The organism is Pseudomonas sp. BRM28 (assembly GCF_002939405.1).
GTDB classification, from domain to species: Bacteria; Pseudomonadota; Gammaproteobacteria; order Pseudomonadales; family Pseudomonadaceae; genus Aquipseudomonas; species Aquipseudomonas palmensis.
In genome coordinates, this window is record NZ_PEFV01000001.1 from 3,735,348 (window position 1) to 3,751,217 (window position 15,870).

24 protein-coding genes and 1 tRNA gene are annotated in these 15,870 nt (G+C 59.7%); 15 read left to right on the top strand and 10 right to left on the bottom strand.

Going from position 1 to position 15,870, the window contains the following annotated elements:
* The first annotated feature begins 54 nt into the window (after positions 1-54).
* From CR917_RS17585 to CR917_RS17645, 13 genes are all read left to right on the top strand, one after another.
* Positions 55-570 (top strand): hypothetical protein, encoded by a 516-nt coding sequence (locus CR917_RS17585; protein WP_104572728.1) that lies wholly within the window; start codon positions 55-57, stop codon positions 568-570.
* Positions 571-929: 359 nt separating this feature from the next.
* A complete protein-coding gene (locus tag CR917_RS17595) occupies positions 930-1,493 on the top strand; it encodes a hypothetical protein (protein WP_256589710.1) in 564 nt (187 codons plus the stop codon).
* 74 nt (positions 1,494-1,567) lie between these two features.
* Positions 1,568-2,170: a hypothetical protein gene (locus CR917_RS27775; protein ID WP_256589711.1), complete on the top strand. Its 603-nt coding sequence runs from the start codon at positions 1,568-1,570 to the stop codon at positions 2,168-2,170.
* Positions 2,167-2,709 (top strand): NUMOD4 motif-containing HNH endonuclease, encoded by a 543-nt coding sequence (locus CR917_RS17605; RefSeq protein WP_104572731.1) that lies wholly within the window; start codon positions 2,167-2,169, stop codon positions 2,707-2,709. The genes CR917_RS27775 and CR917_RS17605 overlap by 4 nt, the downstream gene beginning before the upstream one ends.
* 47 nt (positions 2,710-2,756) lie before the next feature.
* The gene (locus CR917_RS17610; RefSeq protein ID WP_104572732.1) at positions 2,757-3,122 is read left to right on the top strand and encodes an HNH endonuclease; all 366 of its coding nucleotides are present in this window, start codon (positions 2,757-2,759) and stop codon (positions 3,120-3,122) included.
* Positions 3,119-3,472: a DUF4884 domain-containing protein gene (locus CR917_RS17615; RefSeq protein WP_104572733.1), complete on the top strand. Its 354-nt coding sequence runs from the start codon at positions 3,119-3,121 to the stop codon at positions 3,470-3,472. Before CR917_RS17610 ends, CR917_RS17615 begins: the two co-directional genes overlap by 4 nt.
* Entirely contained in the window at positions 3,469-3,669 is a 201-nt protein-coding gene (locus tag CR917_RS17620) for a hypothetical protein (RefSeq protein ID WP_104572734.1), read from the top strand. Before CR917_RS17615 ends, CR917_RS17620 begins: the two co-directional genes overlap by 4 nt.
* Complete coding sequence (locus CR917_RS17625) at positions 3,666-4,085, top strand: DUF2591 domain-containing protein (protein ID WP_104572735.1); 420 nt, start codon at positions 3,666-3,668, stop codon at positions 4,083-4,085. Before CR917_RS17620 ends, CR917_RS17625 begins: the two co-directional genes overlap by 4 nt.
* Entirely contained in the window at positions 4,082-4,417 is a 336-nt protein-coding gene (locus CR917_RS17630) for a hypothetical protein (protein ID WP_104572736.1), read from the top strand. The genes CR917_RS17625 and CR917_RS17630 overlap by 4 nt, the downstream gene beginning before the upstream one ends.
* Positions 4,418-4,460: 43 nt before the next feature.
* Positions 4,461-4,820 carry a hypothetical protein gene (locus CR917_RS17635; RefSeq protein ID WP_104572737.1) on the top strand — a complete coding sequence of 120 codons (360 nt, stop codon included), beginning with the start codon at positions 4,461-4,463 and terminating at the stop codon, positions 4,818-4,820.
* Between the two features lie 56 nt (positions 4,821-4,876).
* Complete coding sequence (locus CR917_RS17640; protein ID WP_058540511.1) at positions 4,877-5,254, top strand: hypothetical protein; 378 nt, start codon at positions 4,877-4,879, stop codon at positions 5,252-5,254.
* Between the two features lie 37 nt (positions 5,255-5,291).
* Complete coding sequence (locus CR917_RS27780; protein ID WP_256589712.1) at positions 5,292-5,693, top strand: hypothetical protein; 402 nt, start codon at positions 5,292-5,294, stop codon at positions 5,691-5,693.
* The gene (locus CR917_RS17645) at positions 5,615-6,742 is read left to right on the top strand and encodes a tyrosine-type recombinase/integrase (RefSeq protein WP_256589779.1); all 1,128 of its coding nucleotides are present in this window, start codon (positions 5,615-5,617) and stop codon (positions 6,740-6,742) included. Before CR917_RS27780 ends, CR917_RS17645 begins: the two co-directional genes overlap by 79 nt.
* A gap of 69 nt (positions 6,743-6,811) precedes the next feature.
* Here CR917_RS17645 and CR917_RS17650 read toward each other — a convergent pair.
* The 9 genes from CR917_RS17650 to thrS all read right to left on the bottom strand — a co-directional run bounded on the left by CR917_RS17650 (position 6,812) and on the right by thrS (position 14,287).
* A tRNA-Pro gene (locus CR917_RS17650) sits at positions 6,812-6,888 on the bottom strand.
* A gap of 106 nt (positions 6,889-6,994) precedes the next feature.
* Complete coding sequence (locus CR917_RS17655; RefSeq protein ID WP_043860798.1) at positions 6,995-7,351, bottom strand: MerR family transcriptional regulator; 357 nt, start codon at positions 7,349-7,351, stop codon at positions 6,995-6,997.
* Entirely contained in the window at positions 7,332-7,634 is a 303-nt protein-coding gene (ihfA, locus tag CR917_RS17660) for an integration host factor subunit alpha (protein WP_002553164.1), read from the bottom strand. Before ihfA ends, CR917_RS17655 begins: the two co-directional genes overlap by 20 nt.
* Positions 7,635-7,637: 3 nt before the next feature.
* Positions 7,638-10,013, bottom strand: a complete 2,376-nt coding sequence (pheT, locus tag CR917_RS17665; RefSeq protein ID WP_058541295.1) for a phenylalanine--tRNA ligase subunit beta — start codon at positions 10,011-10,013, stop codon at positions 7,638-7,640.
* Positions 10,014-10,048: 35 nt separating this feature from the next.
* Positions 10,049-11,065, bottom strand: coding sequence for a phenylalanine--tRNA ligase subunit alpha (gene pheS / locus CR917_RS17670; RefSeq protein ID WP_054915262.1), 1,017 nt, complete (start codon positions 11,063-11,065; stop codon positions 10,049-10,051).
* A 107-nt stretch (positions 11,066-11,172) separates the two neighbouring features.
* Positions 11,173-11,529, bottom strand: a complete 357-nt coding sequence (gene rplT, locus CR917_RS17675; RefSeq protein WP_043860801.1) for a 50S ribosomal protein L20 — start codon at positions 11,527-11,529, stop codon at positions 11,173-11,175.
* 29 nt (positions 11,530-11,558) lie between these two features.
* A complete protein-coding gene (rpmI, locus tag CR917_RS17680; RefSeq protein ID WP_027620572.1) occupies positions 11,559-11,753 on the bottom strand; it encodes a 50S ribosomal protein L35 in 195 nt (64 codons plus the stop codon).
* A 60-nt stretch (positions 11,754-11,813) separates the two neighbouring features.
* Positions 11,814-12,365, bottom strand: coding sequence for a translation initiation factor IF-3 (gene infC, locus CR917_RS17685; protein ID WP_173925091.1), 552 nt, complete (start codon positions 12,363-12,365; stop codon positions 11,814-11,816).
* Positions 12,365-14,287 (bottom strand): threonine--tRNA ligase, encoded by a 1,923-nt coding sequence (thrS, locus tag CR917_RS17690; RefSeq protein WP_043860803.1) that lies wholly within the window; start codon positions 14,285-14,287, stop codon positions 12,365-12,367. Before thrS ends, infC begins: the two co-directional genes overlap by 1 nt.
* Before the next feature lie 370 nt (positions 14,288-14,657).
* On the opposite strand from thrS, the gene CR917_RS17695 reads away from it, so the two are divergent.
* Positions 14,658-14,954: a hypothetical protein gene (locus tag CR917_RS17695; RefSeq protein ID WP_043860804.1), complete on the top strand. Its 297-nt coding sequence runs from the start codon at positions 14,658-14,660 to the stop codon at positions 14,952-14,954.
* Positions 14,955-15,117: 163 nt separating this feature from the next.
* Complete coding sequence (locus CR917_RS17700; protein WP_003179963.1) at positions 15,118-15,330, top strand: cold-shock protein; 213 nt, start codon at positions 15,118-15,120, stop codon at positions 15,328-15,330.
* 81 nt (positions 15,331-15,411) lie between these two features.
* Here CR917_RS17700 and CR917_RS17705 read toward each other — a convergent pair whose 3' ends face one another.
* A complete protein-coding gene (locus CR917_RS17705) occupies positions 15,412-15,732 on the bottom strand; it encodes an I78 family peptidase inhibitor (protein WP_043860805.1) in 321 nt (106 codons plus the stop codon).
* Positions 15,733-15,870 lie beyond the last annotated feature (138 nt).

Genomic DNA, 15,870 nt, shown 5'->3' on the forward strand with positions numbered 1-15,870 from the left:
GTCGCCGCCAGCTGCACATACACATCCCGCCCAGCGGAATCATGGAGGTACCGTATGGCGATGTCACCCAAGGAGCGCGACGAGAAGCGCCGCGCCAAAGCCGCCCGGTTGCAGGAAGAAGACCTGCGTTTGAAGGTTCGACCAGGGACTAAACAGGCCCTGCTGGAGCTGATGGAGTGGGCCGGTATCGAGGAACAGGGCGAAGCGATGACGCTCATGATTCATCACATCGAAGCGCTCGGGCATCACGCACTGTTCCGGATCGCGCGCCACGAAATCGAAGCTCACCGATCTGTGGCGCGCTCCGAACCACTGCGTTTGTCAGCCAGGAAGAGAACAGGTCAGCACCTCAGGGCGATCTGCGGATGGGCTGATGCCACCTACAGCCAGATGATCGAGGCGCTGATTCACGGCATCCACGCTCTGGGCCGGCTGCACGCGGCGAAGTTTCTCACCCCGCCGCGGCACGAGATCAGCATATCGCCACGCCTAGCCCCGGCCTTCGACCGGAAGAGCATGCTGATGATTCAGCAGGATCCGGGCGATGATGTCCTCAGCCCTACAGCCTAGCTTAGGCCTAGCTTTGCGTATACAGCAGCCCGAACCCTCTCGCACGCCTCGGGCGTCGGATCATCAATGCAGATCACTGCGGTCTCAGAAGCTAACTGAGTCCCGCTGCTCGCACTGGTGACCAGTTCAGCCAATGGGCGGGCCTCATAGATCAAAGTTGGGTTGTCGCCTCGCTGATCCGCAACGTAGATGAGTCGGTATCTTTGCAGAGCAGTCTCCGCGATTTGTCTCTCTTGAATAGCCAGCATCTCATCCTCCCTGACCCGGCCCATGCCGGTCACCCGTAATACCCCATCCAAAACCAAATTGCCACCATGCCGCATCCGGCCACGGAGGGCGGCGCATGCATGGAGAAAGCCATGAGCACCAGCTACCACTACAAGACCACCTCCCCGGCCGTGCTCGAAGCGGTGCGCGCCTGGGATGAGAAACTCAAGGCCTTCCACCTCCAGCGCGAGAAGCTGGCCGAGGTCTTCGGCGGACCAGGCTCCCCGATGTACAGCGGAAACGACAAGTACGTCGGTGGCGTGAAGATCAGCGCCAGCAAGGAGCTGGATGTCCACTGGTGCCGACCTGACGACCACGGCTACCGGTCGCTCCGCAACGCCCCGAAGATACCCAAAGGCACCGAAAAGCCGGTCCGGGCCGAGATCAAGGCGGAGCATGCTCGACTGCAAGCGTTGTGGGTCGAGCACTGCCCGGGGCGCATCAGTGCAGACGACGCCTGGAAGGCCATTGGCCTGGACTGGGGAACGATCTGGCTCAGCGGCGGCGTGTTCTTCGAGCTGGAGGGCACCGTGTACCTGCATCTCGGATTCAAGCTCAGCGATGACGGCGACCAGGTCGAAGGCGCCATGGAGATCATGGCAAGCGAGCTTGAGGCTGCGCGCCAGCAAATCCTTCAGCAACGCAAAGCCGCCTGACCCGCGCTGCCCGCCAGCGCCTTCCCCTATTCAACGATAACGCACCAGGCCGCGCAGGCCGTGGAGGCTTACCCATGCCCACAGAAAACCGATCCAGCAACGCCGAGAGGGTCACCGCTGCGCCAGCTACTGCGCAGCACCGAATCCATATCGAAGTACGAGAGTGCGAAGGATGCAATCACATCGGCATAGATGATGCCCATAGCACGCTTGCCGCCTGTCATGAATGCGATTGGAGCGGACCAGAACCCGTCGAAGACAAGTGCCCTGGCTGCGGACGGGAGAACGTGATGGCGGCGGCGTGCCCGGATTGCGGCAGCCGTTACGTGCTGGCCGCCTCGAAACACTTCGAAATTCCAGCCCCGCAGAACCACCCCGAGCCCATAGCCTGGATGGTTGGTACTGCCATCTGGTGGGCCAGGGCCGAAGCTGAGCGCGATTCTGCTGAGGTTGGCCTGCCTGTGGTCGGCCTGGGGCCAATGGCTGTTTCGGACGAAGTTGAGCAGCTGCAGGCCGCACTGAAGTTCTACGCGGACAGAGACCACTTCTCTGAAGACATAGGCAGCGACTGGGACAGCGTGAGTGGCGAGCCAGCGAACGTCCTCTGGCATGACTCTGAGGCGTGGTTCGTCGAAGACGGCTCAATTGCCCGCGCCGCTCTGGAGCGAAAGCTATGATCGCCGAACGGTCAGAGCGATGGGCACCCATACCAGGCTACCCAGGATATGAAGCCAGTAGTCTTGGACGCATTCGATCATTCATCCGTACAAGGGTCGTAGGCGGGGTCAGGCAGCCGCGAATCCTCAAGCAGAAACCAAACAAAGATGGATACCTGCTTGCCTGTGTCACCCGCAAGCATCGAACAGTTCATCGCCTGGTGGCAATGGCATTCCTCGGTGAATCCGACCTGCCACAGGTGAACCACCTCAACGGAATCAAGGCGGACAACCGAATCGAAAACCTAGAGTGGTGCACCATCTCAGAGAACGTCAGGCATGCAATTGATACAGGCCTTAGGGTTTATGGCACTGGCCTGCAAAGCCGAACTCACAAAGGCTGGGTTCAGGCAGAACGCGGCGGATTCGGCCTAATGCTTCGTGGCCAGCGCGACATGATCTCCATCGGCATGAACCCTTCGGTCGTCACATCCTGCTTGAAGGGCCGGCGCAGAACACACAGAGGCTTCACCTTCTCCCGCAGCAACACCCAGCTGTAACCCCTCTCCCCTCTATTCACTGCCGCGAGTGCGGCCAAGGAGCACCCGTGCGCCTGAAGAAAGCTGAGCGTGAACAGGTCCGCCTGAAGTACGGCGGCCGCTGCGCCTACTGCGGCAACGAGCTTGGCGAGCGCTGGCACGCCGACCACTTCGCCCCGGTGATTCGCCTTCCTGATGAGCGGGTGGCAGAGCAGCTGGAGAACCACAACGTGGCCAACATGATGCCGGCCTGCGTGCCCTGCAATCTGAGTAAGTCCCGAATGCAGCTGGAGGACTGGCGCCGCTGGCTGGCCGGCCACGTCAACAGCCTCAACCAGTACCACCCCATCTACCGCCTGGCCAAGGCCTACGGCTTGATCGCCGAGACCGGTGCCGAGGTCGTTTTCCACTTCGAAAAGGTGAGCCAACCATGACCCGCCTCACCCTCTGCCTCCTCCTGCTGGCCACCCTGGCCGGCTGCCAAGGGGAAGCTGAATCAACCACCCGCGCCGGCTCCGACTTCAAGATAGATCGGCTGTTCAAGGTCGACGGCTGCATCGTCTACCGATTCCACGACGGCGGCCGGGCCCGGTACTTCACCAACTGCTCCGGCACCACCCAGTGGGAAGAGAGCTGCGGCAAGAATTGCTCGCAACAGAGCGGCGTCACCGGCAGCGACTACCAGGCCGGCAACCAGCGCCAGCTCTCCCCGCACGAAACACAACCCGAACCTACACCCGCACTGGCGCCTGGGCGCTGGGTTGATGAGAGGTACCAGCTGTGAGCAAGCCCGATTGGAAGGACGCCCCGCAATGGGCGGAATGGTTGGCCAGGGACAGCTTCGGCGAGTGGTATTGGTTCCAGGCGCTTCCTGACTGCCGACGAGTTCTGTGGCTCGCGGCCTATGACACCGAGCGCACCTTGGCTGGCAAGAGCGCTCCTGGTGGCGACTGGAAGGACTCTCTGGAGAAGCGACCATGACCGACCTGATCGAAGTGAAGACGGCCGACTTGGCCGGCGAAGCGCTGGGCTGGGCTGTCGGCAAGGCCGAAGGGCTGAACCTTGAACTGGTCCCGCCGCAGTACGGCAACCCCTGGCGGGTGTTCGCCCGGTACCAGGGCCAGGCCATCGAGCACACCAAACGCTACAACCCTTGGGAAGACTGGGCGCTGGGCGGGCCGCTGATTGACAAGCACCACGTTCAAACCAGCTTCAATGGAAGCGGCTTCAGTCGCAGCCCTACCGGCGAATACTGGTGCGCCTATGTGTGCAAACCAACCGGACAGCAGGAGCTCCCAAGTGGCGGCGGCCCTAATGCGCTGACCGCAACGTGCCGGGCCATTGCACAGGCCAAGCTCGGCGATACCGGCCAGGTGCCCAAGGAGCTGATGCCATGACCGAACAAAGTCCCAAGGAATTCTACTCTGTCGATCAAGCCTCTCAGCATGCTGCTGAATGGTGCAAGCGCAATCCCGCATGGCGCAGGATCTGTGATATCCCTGATATCTCCGTGTTCGAAAAAACCTACGATGAGATCCCAAAGCGCGAGCGCGCCTACTGGGAAAAGAACGGCGGCGAAGAATGCTGGCGTGAATTCGGCGCCGGGGGAACCAAGGTGCCTACCGGATTCATCTCTGGAAAGGGCGAGTTCTTCGACCACGTCCTCAAAGTTCCGCTCCATCACAACATGATGATGGTTTACCGCGTGGGCAAGAGGTGGAAGCCATGATCGCCCTCGCCTACATGGCCTACCTGATCTGCAGGGGACCGCGATGAGCAACATCTTTGGAATCACTGATGAGGAGTGCTTCGAGATCATGCGGGCGGCCGACGAGGCCCAGACCCAGTACCTTCTGGATCAGCAGGCGCGCAACGCCCCTGTGCTGGAAATGGTGAAGAAGCTGGTTGGAGAAGAGGTGTTCGCCCAGGTAGAGGAAGAGATCGAAGCCGCCGAGAATACCTACGACTACGAGATCGTCGACGAGCCATCCGGCGCCCCTCAAGACAACGGCTTCGCCCTCGGCGACGTTTACATCGATCAGGAGTGCGGGATGTCCGGCGATGACTTCTCCGGCACCGTAGCTCTTCCCCTACCTGACGGCCGTTACTTCCAGTTCGCCTTCAACTGCTAACCCCTCCCCCTACAACTCAAGCCCGCCGACATGCGCGGGCATGGAGAGCTATTGCCATGACGAAACACAAGCACACGCCCGGCCCTTGGGAAGTCCTGAACGAAACCGAGGTCTTCACCGGGCTCGGCGCCGACAGTGGTGATGGCGTGAAGGCGCTCCCCTCTGACGGTTGGATGATCGCTGATTGCGGCGACTGCGTGACCTTCACCGAGATCGGACCTGCTGAACTCAGCCGGGATCTGCGCCGGGCCAACGCCAAGCTGATCGCCGCTGCGCCCCTGCTGCTGAGGGATCTGATCGAAGCCGCTGCCCAGCTGCGCAAGTACGAAGCCCTGCACCGTGCCAAGGGCACCGCCGACAGCCTGGCAAAGGCCGAGGTCAACGCCGAACTGGCTTCGCGCTTCGAGCAGACCATCACTGCGGCCACTGCCTGACCACCAACCTGCCGCCACCGGCGGCGTGGAGAACTATATGGCGAATGCCACAGCAGCAAAGCCTTCAAGCATTCAGCCGCGGTTCATCCGGTTCGGCGATGCGCCTGGGTATCTCGGCATGTGCCGGGATGAGTTCAACAAGACGGTCAGGCCGAACGTTCGGGAATTCCCCATCGGAAAACAGGGCGTGGCCTTTGACCGCCAGGAGCTTGATAAGTGGGCCGACGCCTACATCGAGGCCAAGGCGATTGAAAAAGCCACCGGACAGGACAACAATCGGCCCCGCAGCGAGCGCCGAGGAGATGATACATGGCGCGAAAAACGATCACCGGCCTCTACGAGAAGGGCGGTGTCTGGCAAATCGACAAAGTCTATAGAGGGGAGCGAATTCGAGAGAGTACTGGCACTGGTGACCGGGAAGAGGCAGAGCAGTACCTGATCCACAAGCTCGAGCAGCTACGTCAAAGGAAGGTGTATGGCGTTCGGCAAGTGCACACCTGGGAGGAGGCGGCAATGCGCTACCTCCTTGAGGTCAAGGATCAGCCCTCCATTCACCTGACTGCCCTGTGCATGAAGCAGCTTCACCCTTACCTGGGCCACCTGCCGCTGACGCACATCGATGACCAGGCGCTGGAGCCGTTCATCAGGGATCGGCAGACAGAAAAGGTTCTGCCGGATGGGACCATTGAAAAGGCCGTGAGCAACCGGACGATCAACATCGCCATCGAGCGCGCGGTCCGGGTTTTGACGCTCTGCGCCAGGAAGTGGCGAGACGATGATCGCCGGCCCTGGCTGGACAGTGTGCCCATGCTCAGGAAGCTCGAAGAGAAGAAGTCGAGCCGCAAGCCCTACCCAATGTCATGGGAGGAGCAGTCGATCCTCTTCAACGAGTTGCCGGGCCATCTGCAAACGATGGCCCTGTTCAAGGTAAACACGGGCTGCCGGGAGCAAGAGGTGTGCAAGCTGAGGTGGGATTGGGAGATATCGGTGCCGGAACTGGGAACCAGTGTATTTCTGATCCCCGCTGACTTCGGCGGGAGACACGCCAGGTCGGGCGTAAAGAATGGCGACGAGCGCCTGGTGGTGTTGAACACTGTGGCCAAGTCAATCATTGAAAGGCAGCGCGGGATCAGCAAGGAATGGGTATTCCCATACAACGGCACCGCGATGCACCGAATGAACGACTCGGCCTGGAAGAAGGCACGGGTGAGAGCGGCGAAACTCTGGCAGGAGGAAAACCTTCGCCCCGCTCACCCTGGATATGCCTCTATCAGGATTCACGACTTGAAGCACACATTCGGTCGCCGACTGCGGGCAGCAGGCGTTACTGAAGAGGATCGGAAGTCACTGCTCGGGCACAAGAACGGCAGCATCACCAGTCACTATTCCGGCGCTGAGCTGGGCAAGCTGATTGAGGCTGCAAACATGGTATCAACAACCGACTCGCGCGGGCCGGTGTTGACGATCTTGAAGAGGAAAATCGGATGATGTCCCGAAAAAGTCCCCACACGCATAAATGAAAAAGCCACCCGAAGGTGGCTAAGTCATTGAAATATATGGTCGGGACGGAGTGATTCGAACACTCGACCCCTTGCACCCCATGCAAGTGCGCTACCGGGCTGCGCTACGCCCCGACTGGGCTTGAAGCATGTTCCCCTTGTTGCTGAGAACGATGAAGAATTTACCTTAACCTTTTGAATTATGGAAGCTTTTTTTCCAAAATTCCTGAAACGGCTTCGGTCACTTCTTCAACACCACCAGCACATCCTCCAATTCGACAATCATCTGCCGAATCATCTGTTTGTACTGGGTCGTATCATCCTTGGCTTCATCCCCCGAAAGGCGCAACCGCGCACCGCCGATGGTGAAGCCCTGGTCGTACAACAGCGCCCGGATCTGCCGGATCATCAGCACGTCCTGGCGCTGATAATACCGGCGGTTACCGCGGCGCTTCACCGGGTTAAGCTGGGGAAACTCCTGCTCCCAGTAACGGAGCACGTGCGGTTTTACCGCACAAAGCTCGCTCACTTCACCAATGGTGAAGTAGCGTTTGCCTGGAATCGGCGGAAGCTCGTCGTTATGACTTGGTTCCAGCATAGGCCTCAACTCGGGCTTTCAACTTCTGCCCTGGACGAAAGGTGACGACTCGACGCGCCGTGATCGGGATCTCTTCACCCGTTTTCGGGTTGCGGCCCGGCCGCTGGCGCTTGTCACGCAAGTCAAAGTTGCCGAAACCCGACAATTTGACCTGCTCGTTGTCTTCAAGAGCGTGCCTGATCTCTTCAAAAAACAGCTCGACCAATTCCTTGGCCTCGCGCTTGTTCAGGCCCAGCTCCTCGTACAGCCGTTCGGCCATCTCAGCTTTCGTCAGAGCACCCATACGCTATTTCCTTAACGTGGTGTTCAACCTTTGTTCAAGCGAGGTGAGAATGTTTTGCGTGGTGGCGTTCACCTCATCGTCGTTAAGAGTGCGCGATGGATGCTGCCAGGTCAAGCCGACGGCCAGGCTTTTTCTATCAGGATCAATACCTTTACCCTGATACACATCAAACAGCCTGAGGTCGGTGAGCCACTCGCCTGCGTTTTCACGGATTACATCCAGCACCGCGCTGGCCGCCACATCACGCCCTGCGATCAACGCAAGGTCACGGCGTACTTCGGGGAAGCGCGACAGTTCGTGGAACTTCGGCAGGCGCCCTTCCACTACATCCGCCAGCACCAGCTCGAACACATACACGGTGCGATCCAGGCCCAGGGTCTTGACCAGCTCGGGGTGCAAGGCGCCCAGGTAGCCGACTTCGACGCCGTCACGCTCGATGCGCGCGGTCTGGCCTGGGTGCAGCGCCGGGTGTTTGCCGGGCACGAAGGTGAAGTCGTCGAGCGAACCGGAGAAGCCCAGTACCGCTTCAACGTCGGCCTTCACATCGAAGAAGTCGATGGTGTCGCGGCCGTTGGCCCAGCCTTCCGGCAGGCGGCTGCCGCAGACCACACCAGCCAGCATCGGCTGTTGCTTGAGGTCGCCCAGCTGGCCGACGAAGCGCTGGCCGCTCTCGAACAGGCGCACGCGGTCTTGCTGGCGGTTGAGGTTGTGCTGCAGTGCCTTGACCAGGCCCGGCCACAGGCTGACACGCATGGCCGCCATGTCGCTGGAAATCGGGTTGGCCAGCAGCAGCGGCTCTACGCCAGGGTTAAACAGCTCGAACTGCTTGGGGTCGATGAAGCTGTAGGTGATCGCTTCCTGGTAGCCACGGGCAACCAGCAGGCGACGCAGCGCAGGCAGTTCGCCACGCACTTCAGACCTGGCCTGCGGGGCCAGGCGCGCTTGCGGGTAACGGACCGGCAGGCGGTTGTAGCCGTACAGACGGGCCAGCTCTTCGATCAGGTCCACTTCCAGGCTGATGTCGAAGCGATGGCTGGGCACTTCGACCTGCCACTGCCCGGCCTCACCGCTGGTTTTCAGGCCCAGGCCGTTGAGCAGTTGCTCGACTTCGGCGCTGTCCATCTCCATGCCCAGCATCTGGGTGATGCGCTCGGCACGCAGGGTGACCGGGGCGATGTTGGGCAGGTGCTCTGGGCTGACGGTCTCGATGATCGGGCCGGCTTCGCCGCCTACGATATCCAGCAGCAGGCCAGTGGCGCGCTCCATGGCTTCGCGGGCCAGTTGCGAGTCGACGCCACGCTCGTAGCGGTGCGAGGCATCGGTGTGCAGGCCGTAGGAACGGGCCTTGCCAGCCACCGAGATCGGCTCGAAGAAGGCGCTTTCAAGGAAGATATCCTTGGTGGTGGCCGCAACGCCGCTGTGCTCGCCACCCATCACGCCGGCAATGGCCAGGGCGCGATCGTGGTCGGCGATGACCAGCGTGTCGGCACGCAGGGCAACTTCCTGGCCATCGAGCAGGACGAGCTTCTCGCCCTCCTCGGCCATGCGCACTCGGATGCCACCGTTGATTTCAGCCAGGTCGAAGGCGTGCAGCGGCTGGCCCAGCTCGATCATCACGTAGTTGGTGATGTCGACGGCAGCATCGATGCTGCGCACGTCACTGCGGCGCAGACGCTCGACCATCCACAGCGGGGTCGGGCGTGACAGGTCGACGTTACGGATAACGCGGCCCAGGTAACGCGGGCACGCGGCCGGCGCCAGCACGTCTACCGGGCGCACGTCGTCGATGCCTGGCGCAATGGCCGGAACGGTCGGGCGGGTGACCGGGGCGCCGTACAGGGCACCGACTTCACGGGCGAGGCCGGCCAGGGACAGGCAGTCGCCGCGGTTCGGGGTCAGGTCGACCTCGATGCTGGCATCGTCCAGGTCCAGATACACGCGGATGTCCTGGCCAACCGGGGCGTCTGCCGCCAGTTCCAGCAGGCCGTCGTTCTCTTCGCTGATCTGCAGCTCGGCGGCCGAGCACAGCATGCCGTTGGACTCGACGCCACGCAGCTTGGCCTTCTTGATCTTGAAGTCGCCTGGCAGTTCGGCGCCGATCATGGCGAACGGGATCTTCAGGCCAGGGCGCACATTCGGCGCGCCGCACACTACCTGGAAGGTCTCGCTGCCATTGCTGACCTGGCACACACGCAGCTTGTCGGCGTCGGGGTGCTGCTCGGTGCTCAGCACCTCGCCCACCACGATGCCGCTGAATTGACCGGCGGCCGGGGTTACGCTGTCGACCTCAAGACCGGCCATGGACAGACGTGCCACCAGCTCGTCACGGGATACCTGCGGGTTGACCCAACCGCGCAGCCACTTTTCACTGAATTTCATCCTGCTCTCCTAAAGATTCGTTACGGGTGCGCGACCTAGCGAAATTGCGCAAGGAACCGCAAGTCGTTGTCGAAGAACAGGCGCAAATCGTTGACGCCGTAACGCAGCATGGCCAGGCGCTCGGCCCCCATGCCAAATGCGAAGCCCGAGAACTCTTCGGGGTCGATACCAGACATGCGCAGCACGTTCGGGTGCACCATGCCGCAGCCCATGACTTCGAGCCAACCGGTCTGCTTGCACACACGGCAGCCCTTGCCGCTGCACATCACGCACTGGATATCGACTTCAGCCGAAGGCTCGGTGAAGGGGAAGAACGACGGACGGAAACGTACCGCCAGCTCTTTTTCGAAGAACACGCGCAGGAATTCTTCGATGGTGCCTTTGAGGTCGGCAAAATTGATGTCGCGATCGATCAGCAGGCCTTCGACCTGGTGAAACATCGGCGAGTGGGTAATGTCCGAGTCGTTTCGGTACACGCGACCCGGGCAGACAATGCGAATCGGCGGCTGAGTGGACTCCATGGTCCGCACTTGCACCGGCGAGGTGTGGGTGCGCAGCAGCATGTTGGCATTGAAGTAGAAGGTGTCATGCATTGCCCGGGCCGGGTGGTGGCCGGGAATGTTGAGCGCTTCGAAGTTGTGGTAGTCGTCTTCGACTTCCGGGCCTTCGGCGATGCCGTAGCCGATATGGGTGAAGAACTGCTCGATGCGTTCGAGGGTACGGGTGACAGGGTGCAAACCACCGGAGGTCTGGCCACGGCCAGGCAAGGTGACGTCAATGCATTCGGCAGCCAGGCGAGCGCTGAGCTCGGCTTCTTCATAGGCGGCCTTGCGGGCGTTGAGCACCTCGGTCACGCGTTCCTTGGCTTCGTTGATCAGCGCGCCGACTTTGGGCCGCTCTTCAGCCGGCAGGTTGCCCAGGGTCTTCATCACCTGAGTCAGTTCGCCTTTCTTGCCAAGGAATTGAACCCGGATCTGCTCCAGGGCATTGATGTCTTCAGCGCGCTCCACAGCCTCGAGGGCTTGGGAGACCAACGCATCCAGGTTTTCCATGTACAGACTCCAGATACAAAATAGGGGAAGAGCTTACAGGCTCTTCCCCTATCTATGACGTTTAACATCCGCCGCCGACATCGACGGCGAATGATTGTCGTGGGTACTTAAGCCAGAACGGCTTTAGCCTTTTCGACAATCGCAGCAAACGCCGCTTTTTCGTTCACTGCCAGATCAGCCAGAACTTTGCGGTCGATTTCGATCGACGCTTTTTTCAGGCCAGCGATCAGGCGGCTGTAGGACAGACCGTTGACGCGAGCACCAGCGTTGATACGAGCGATCCACAGAGCGCGGAACTGACGTTTTTTCTGGCGACGGTCGCGGTAGGCGTATTGGCCTGCCTTGATGACCGCTTGCTTGGCAACACGGAATACGCGCGAGCGAGCGCCGTAGTAACCTTTAGCCAGTTTCAGAATTTTCTTGTGACGCTTACGAGCGATGACGCCACGCTTTACACGAGCCATGAGTAATTTCCTCTATCTATAACCAAAAATTAACGAAGGCGCAGCATGCGCTCGACTTTTGCAACGTCCGACGCGTGCAGCAGGCTGCTACCGCGAAGTTGACGCTTACGCTTGGTCGACATTTTGGTCAGGATGTGGCTCTTGAAAGCGTGTTTGTGCTTGATGCCGTTAGCCGTTTTCAAGAAACGCTTGGCTGCACCGCTTTTGGTTTTCATTTTTGGCATGTTCGGATACTCCGCATTCAGTTGATAAACATAACCGCAAGGCCTGCCGTGCCCTGGTGGTTATTTCTTTTTCTTGGGGGCGATGACCATCAAAAGCTGGCGTCCTTCCATCTTAGGATGCTGTTCGACGGTCCCGTATTCGGCAAGATCAGCTTCGATCCGCTTCAACAGTTCCATACCCAGCTCCTGGTGGGCCATCTCACGACCACGGAATCTCAGAGAGATTTTGGTCTTGTCCCCATCAGTAAGGAAACGTACCAGGTTGCGTAGTTTTACCTGGTAATCCCCTTCCTCCGTCCCTGGACGAAACTTGATTTCTTTGATCTGGATGATCTTCTGGTTCTTCTTCGCCGCAGCCTGCTGCTTTTTCTTCTCGAACAGGCTTTTGCCGTAGTCGAGGACTTTGCAGACAGGCGGAACGGCGTCAGCAGAAATTTCTACCAGGTCCAGTTTCGCTTCTTCAGCGATACGAAGCGCTTCTTCAATCGAGACGATGCCCAACTGCTCGCCGTCAGCGCCAATTAACCGAACCTCACGTGCCGAGATATTCTCGTTGATCGGGGCTTTCGGTGCAGCTCGTTTATCTTGTCTCATATCACGCTTAATAGTAATTACTCCGAATCTTGGCGACCACGCCGGGAAACCGCTTGCGCGAGCAGGTCCGCAAATTGGGCGACGGGCATGGAGCCCAGGTCAGCACCTTCGCGGGTACGCACAGCGACAGTTTGCGTTTCGACTTCCCGATCCCCGATAACCAGGAGATAGGGAACCTTGAGCAAGGTATGCTCGCGGATTTTAAAGCCGATTTTCTCATTTCTCAAGTCGGACTTGGCACGGAAGCCGCTTTCGGCCAGAGTTTTTTCCACTTTCTGGGCGAAATCCGCTTGTTTGTCGGTGATATTCATGATCACCGCCTGCGTAGGCGCCAGCCAGGCTGGGAATGCACCTTCGTAGTGCTCGATGAGAATTCCGACGAAACGCTCGAACGAACCGAGGATGGCACGGTGCAGCATTACTGGATGCTTGCGGCCGTTGTCTTCGGAGACGTATTCGGCGCCCAGACGGATCGGCAGGTTGAAGTCGAGCTGCAGGGTACCACACTGCCACACACGGCCAAGGCAATCCTTCAGCGAGAATTCGATTTTCGGGCCGTAGAACGCCCCTTCACCCGGCTGCAGGTCGTACGGCAGGCCGGCGCTGTCGAGCGCGGCGGCCAGTGCGCCTTCGGCACGGTCCCACAGGTCGTCGGAACCCACGCGCTTTTCAGGGCGCGTCGAGAGCTTGAGCTCGATGTCCTTGAAGCCGAAGTCCTTGTACACGTCCAGGGTCAGCTTGATGAACGCGGCGGACTCGGACTGCATCTGTTCTTCGGTGCAGAAGATGTGCGCATCGTCCTGCACGAAGCCGCGCACACGCATGATGCCGTGCAGGGCGCCCGAAGGCTCGTTGCGATGGCAAGCGCCGAACTCGGCCAGACGCAGCGGCAGCTCGCGGTAGCTCTTAAGGCCCTGGTTGAACACCTGTACGTGGCACGGGCAGTTCATCGGCTTGATGGCGTAGTCGCGGTTCTCGGACTGGGTGGTGAACATGTTGTCACCGTAGTTGGCCCAGTGCCCGGACTTCTCCCACAGCGTGCGGTCGACCACTTGCGGGGTCTTGATTTCCAGGTAGCCGTTGTCGCGCTGCACCTTGCGCATGTACTGCTCGAGCACCTGGTACAGGGTCCAGCCATTGGGGTGCCAGAACACCATGCCCGGCGCTTCTTCCTGGAGGTGGAACAGGTTCAGGCGCTTGCCGATCTTGCGGTGATCGCGTTTTTCGGCCTCTTCGATGCGCTGGATGTAGGCGGCCAGCTGCTTCTTGTCAGCCCAGGCCGTGCCGTACACACGTTGCAGTTGCTCGTTCTTGGCGTCGCCGCGCCAGTAGGCACCGGACAGCTTGGTCAGCTTGAACGACTTGAGAAAGCGCGTATTGGGCACGTGCGGGCCGCGGCACATGTCGACGTATTCTTCATGGAAGTACAGGCCCATGGCCTGTTCGTTCGGCATGTCTTCGACCAGGCGCAGCTTGTAGTCTTCGCCACGGGCCTTGAACAGCTCGATCACCTCGGCGCGCGGGGTGACCTTCTTGATGACGTCGTAGTCCTTCTCGATCAGTTGCTGCATGCGCTGTTCGATCGCCGCCAGGTCTTCCGGGGTGAAGGGACGCTCATACGCGATGTCGTAGTAGAAGCCCTCGTCGATGACCGGGCCGATCACCATCTTGGCGGTCGGGTACAGCTGCTTGACGGCATGACCGACCAGGTGAGCGCAGGAGTGACGGATGATCTCCAGCCCCTCTTCGTCCTTGGGCGTGATGATTTGCAGGCTGGCGTCCTGCTCGATCAGGTCGCACGCGTCGACCAGCTTGCCGTCGACCTTGCCGGCCACGGTGGCCTTGGCCAGGCCTGCACCAATGGATGCGGCGACCTCGGCTACGGTTACGGCCTTGTCGAACGAACGTTGACTGCCATCGGGAAGAGTAATAGTGGGCATGGCGCCTCCTCTCCTAGTGGTGACCCCTACCAAAGGTCACGTGGGTTGGGATGAGCCAGTACGCGATTCGACCCTGTCTTTGCAATGCAAAGCCTGCCTCACAGTGGCAGAAGCCCAAGGGCCTGCCAGGGTACGAACCAGAGTGACTGGATACATATATATAGAAAGATTTGAGCGGCAAGACGAATCGGCCAAATCCTGAGCCAGGCATGCTAGCACAAAGCTTTCGGCGCGTAGGGCCATGGGCCGGGGATATGCAGAAATATTCTGAAATTAGACCGATGCGGTGAACTTGAGCGGTTTTTTTCCGCTCAGAGATTAGGAAGCGACCTACTCTAGATACACCCGACCTAATAAAGGAGTGACCGGTATGCGACTTCATTCTCTTCTGGCCTTGGCGGCCACTGGTGCCCTGCTGCTGCCGCTTGGCGCCAACGCAGGCACTGTTCCACCAGGCTACCTGACGTCCTGCGTGGCCACCGCCTCTGCCCAGCCGGGCATGACGAAACAATCCGCCGAAAAGCACTGCAGCTGCAGCGTGAATGTGATCGAAAAAAACTTTTCGGACGCAGAGATCAAAGAGCTCAACAGCACTGACGGCGTAGACCAGAAGCTCATAGACAAGGCAACCCAGCTGGTTACGAAGGCCTGCAAGCCCCAGAAATAAGGGCGCAGGCCATACAAAACTCAGTTAATTTGCGCCAGATCAGCATTCGGCACACGTAAAAGTCACCACAAGCGCAAAATTAGACTATGATGCCTCTGTGCACCTTGTTGGCCTCGGCGACACCGCACTACTGAAAAACATCATGTTTCCTGGAGATACACCCATGTCCAATCGCCAAACCGGCACCGTCAAATGGTTCAACGATGAAAAAGGCTTCGGCTTCATCACTCCACAAGGTGGCGGCGACGACCTGTTCGTACACTTCAAGGCCATCGAGTCTGACGGCTTCAAGAGCCTGAAAGAAGGCCAGACCGTCTCCTTCGTTGCCGAAAAAGGCCAGAAGGGCATGCAGGCTGCACAAGTTCGTCCAGAGTAAGTTCTGACGAATTAAAAAAACCCGTCCTTGGACGGGTTTTTTTGTGCCTGCCGTTTATGCAACGGCAGGCCCGGGGCGGAATCAGCCGCAGTTGACCCGGGTGACCACGCCCTTGTCGTCGGCGTTGAGGTTCAAGCGCTCGGAACGGTACTCCAGGGTGATCATGTCGGTCGGCTTGAGCACGCGGGCGATCTGCGCCCCGCTCGCCTTGCGCGCCTGCTCCAGCAGCTCGGGGGTTGCCGGCTTGCCGACGGTGAATGCGGCGTTGCTGGCATCGCAGCGACCATCGAGGTTCGGTGCTGCCGCTACCTCTGGCGCCTTGGACGATGAGCCATCGGTACTGCAACCTGCCAGAACCACGGCTGCCAACAGGCTCGCCAATGTTGCACGCGTGCGGAACATGAATCCTCCTTTCAAATACTGGAATGCTGTCTGATACGACAGTTTTAAGCACTTTTGGTTGCAAAAACGTCCCAGTCTGCCTGAGACGTGCTCGTCAGGGAAACCTCAATCGTGACGGGATTTTGCCTGAGCGCAGCG

Bases quoted from the DNA above. Each gene is read 5' to 3' on its own strand.
- CR917_RS17585 (WP_104572728.1), top strand. From the start codon at position 55: ATGGCGATGTCACCCAAGGAGCGCGACGAGAAGCGCCGCGCCAAAGCC.
- CR917_RS17595 (WP_256589710.1), top strand. From the start codon at position 930: ATGAGCACCAGCTACCACTACAAGACCACCTCCCCGGCCGTGCTCGAA.
- CR917_RS27775 (WP_256589711.1), top strand. From the start codon at position 1,568: ATGCCCACAGAAAACCGATCCAGCAACGCCGAGAGGGTCACCGCTGCG.
- CR917_RS17605 (WP_104572731.1), top strand. From the start codon at position 2,167: ATGATCGCCGAACGGTCAGAGCGATGGGCACCCATACCAGGCTACCCA.
- CR917_RS17615 (WP_104572733.1), top strand. From the start codon at position 3,119: ATGACCCGCCTCACCCTCTGCCTCCTCCTGCTGGCCACCCTGGCCGGC.
- CR917_RS17625 (WP_104572735.1), top strand. From the start codon at position 3,666: ATGACCGACCTGATCGAAGTGAAGACGGCCGACTTGGCCGGCGAAGCG.
- CR917_RS17630 (WP_104572736.1), top strand. From the start codon at position 4,082: ATGACCGAACAAAGTCCCAAGGAATTCTACTCTGTCGATCAAGCCTCT.
- CR917_RS17635 (WP_104572737.1), top strand. From the start codon at position 4,461: ATGAGCAACATCTTTGGAATCACTGATGAGGAGTGCTTCGAGATCATG.
- CR917_RS17640 (WP_058540511.1), top strand. From the start codon at position 4,877: ATGACGAAACACAAGCACACGCCCGGCCCTTGGGAAGTCCTGAACGAA.
- CR917_RS27780 (WP_256589712.1), top strand. From the start codon at position 5,292: ATGGCGAATGCCACAGCAGCAAAGCCTTCAAGCATTCAGCCGCGGTTC.
- CR917_RS17655 (WP_043860798.1), bottom strand. From the start codon at position 7,351: ATGCTGGAACCAAGTCATAACGACGAGCTTCCGCCGATTCCAGGCAAA.
- ihfA (WP_002553164.1), bottom strand. From the start codon at position 7,634: ATGGGTGCTCTGACGAAAGCTGAGATGGCCGAACGGCTGTACGAGGAG.
- pheT (WP_058541295.1), bottom strand. From the start codon at position 10,013: ATGAAATTCAGTGAAAAGTGGCTGCGCGGTTGGGTCAACCCGCAGGTA.
- pheS (WP_054915262.1), bottom strand. From the start codon at position 11,065: ATGGAAAACCTGGATGCGTTGGTCTCCCAAGCCCTCGAGGCTGTGGAG.
- rplT (WP_043860801.1), bottom strand. From the start codon at position 11,529: ATGGCTCGTGTAAAGCGTGGCGTCATCGCTCGTAAGCGTCACAAGAAA.
- rpmI (WP_027620572.1), bottom strand. From the start codon at position 11,753: ATGCCAAAAATGAAAACCAAAAGCGGTGCAGCCAAGCGTTTCTTGAAA.
- thrS (WP_043860803.1), bottom strand. From the start codon at position 14,287: ATGCCCACTATTACTCTTCCCGATGGCAGTCAACGTTCGTTCGACAAG.
- CR917_RS17695 (WP_043860804.1), top strand. From the start codon at position 14,658: ATGCGACTTCATTCTCTTCTGGCCTTGGCGGCCACTGGTGCCCTGCTG.
- CR917_RS17700 (WP_003179963.1), top strand. From the start codon at position 15,118: ATGTCCAATCGCCAAACCGGCACCGTCAAATGGTTCAACGATGAAAAA.
- CR917_RS17705 (WP_043860805.1), bottom strand. From the start codon at position 15,732: ATGTTCCGCACGCGTGCAACATTGGCGAGCCTGTTGGCAGCCGTGGTT.